The sequence below is a fragment of the Falsiroseomonas oryzae genome (assembly GCF_027856955.1).
In the GTDB taxonomy this organism is placed as follows: domain Bacteria; phylum Pseudomonadota; class Alphaproteobacteria; order Acetobacterales; family Acetobacteraceae; genus Falsiroseomonas; species Falsiroseomonas oryzae.
Map to the genome: position 1 here is coordinate 1 of NZ_JAPSMD010000688.1, position 1,944 is coordinate 1,944.

3 protein-coding genes are annotated in these 1,944 nt (G+C 73.5%); all 3 read right to left on the minus strand.

Translation table 11 applies throughout. The features are described 5' to 3' along the window. Positions 1–268, minus strand: a 268-nt coding sequence (locus OZN99_RS30620) for a hypothetical protein (protein WP_270938983.1), incomplete at its 3' end; no start/stop codon positions are given. Positions 269–310: 42 nt separating this feature from the next. After that, positions 311–1,330, minus strand: coding sequence for a helix-turn-helix transcriptional regulator (locus OZN99_RS30625; protein WP_270938984.1), 1,020 nt, complete (start codon positions 1,328–1,330; stop codon positions 311–313). A gap of 56 nt (positions 1,331–1,386) precedes the next feature. Beyond that, positions 1,387–1,944: hypothetical protein (locus OZN99_RS30630; RefSeq protein ID WP_270938985.1), on the minus strand; the 558-nt coding region annotated here is incomplete at its 5' end.

Here is a 1,944-nt window from a genome sequence, read left to right on the forward strand (position 1 = left end):
CGGAGAAGAGGAGATGCCACACGCGCTCGCCGGGCGGCCGCCCGGGCTGCCGCCGTCCGGACCACTCCTCCTCGCCATCGGCGGGAGAGGGGTCCGGCAGGCCGAGATAGCCCGCGCCGTCCCGCGCCCAGGCGAACAGGCGCGCCGCCCCGCGCGAGGCCCGGTGCAGCGCCCGATGCGCTTCCTGCGCGAAGAGCGCGGCGCGGGCGTAGGCGTCCTCGAGGCTGCGCGTTGGGCCGGCCGCGGCGCGATCCTGGTCGTCGTCCATCCATCCCTCCGGTTCGGGAGGGGAATGTGACGCACGACCCTGTCAGTCGGTGACAGGGTTCGCGGATTTCTCCGCGCCGCTCAGCCGGCCGAGCGCGGCACGCAGTTCCTGAGCGTATTTCTGCCGCAGCCGCTTGGGCGCCACGACCTCCACATCGGCGCCCCATGTGAAGAGGTGCCAGCACATCTCCAGCTCGCCGCCGGCGGTGAACGTCACCTCCACCGAGCCGTCCTCCAGCACGCGCTTGCGCTCGGTCGGGTGGAAGTGGTGCTGCAGGACGTCGGCGGCGCGCTGCGGCGCGAAGCGCCAGACGACCTCGAAGGGCTCCTCCTGGAAGATCCCGAAGGAGCGGGCGGCGAAGGCCGCGAGGTCGAAGCCGGCGCGCGGCTGGAACTTGCGGGAGGTCACCGCGACGTCGGACATGTTCGTCATCGCGTAGAGGCGGGGGATCGTCGTAGTGTCGCCGGGGGCGAAGGCCACCAGGTAGTGGCGCGTGCCGAACAGGATGCCGTGCGGTTCGAGCTCGACGGTGCCGTCGTTGCTCTTGAAGCGGGACTTGTAGCGCAGCGTCACCACGCGGCGCTCGACCAGTGCCGCGCGCAGCTTCTCGATCAGGCCGGCGGGCAGCTCGGGCCGGGGACCCGGGCGCATGACGTCGGCCTCAAGCTCCATCAGCGTCTCGAGCCGGATGCGCTGCGCGTCCTCGGCGCGCTGCGTCGTGAGCATCCGGATCTTGCGGCGCAGGCTTCCGACCGCGGCCGCGCCGTCGGCGACGCCCTCCTTGCGCAGACGGGCCTCGGCCCTGTCGAGCTCCGCCAGCTCCTCGGGCGTGAAGGCGATGAGGTGCCGCGTCGCGCCGGGCAGCATGCGCCAGCGCTTGGCGCGCCCGGCGAGTGCTCCGGGCACGATGTTGCCGAAATAGTCCTGAGCATCCCGCAGCAGGTTCCTGGCGGTGCTCTCGCTCACCGCGAAGCGCCGCTGGATCTCGACGAGGGTCAGGCCCTCCGCGTTCTCCTGCAGAGCCTCCGCAAGCCGGATAAGATTGTCGGTATGCCTCGGCATCGCCCTTCCCGCCCGGCCGCGCGCTGGTCGTTGCATACCCGCTCCGCCGCCGCTCGTCATGCCGGTAGCAGGTCGAGCGCCGCCGTCTCACCGTGCTGTTCGGCAAGGGCGATGAGGCGCGCCCGCTCTGCCGGTGCGGGAGGGCGGCGGAGCGCGGCGTAGTGCGCCAGGAAGGGGCGCAGCCCGGCGTGGTACCGGCCGAGCAGCGCGCCGAGCCCTTCCACGTCGCACCACAGCAGCGCGGCACGGCGTTGCAGCCAGAGCTCCACCGTCTCCTCGGTCAGCACCGGCGCGCCGGTCGCCAGCGCCTGGGCCAGCGCCGGCACGCCCGGCGCGGCTGGCGCATCCTCCAGGACCAGCCAGGCAGCCCAGAGCGGGGGAAAGCTCTCCAGCACGAGCGCCGCGTCCTGCGGCGTCCCACGCCACATATGGCGCCGCGCAGCCTCCCCGGACCAGTCATGGTAGCGCCGGAGCAGCGCCTGCGCCCCCGCCCGGTCCGCGTCGGCGACGTCGCCCCTCCGCCGCGGCGCGCGCCAGGCGCCGAAGCGGTGACCCTCCGGCAGGAACGGACGCGCCGACGCCGCGCCCGCCCGCCAGGCGGCCTCGATGGCAAG

Bases quoted from the DNA above. Each gene is read 5' to 3' on its own strand.
- OZN99_RS30625 (WP_270938984.1), bottom strand. From the start codon at position 1,330: ATGCCGAGGCATACCGACAATCTTATCCGGCTTGCGGAGGCTCTGCAG.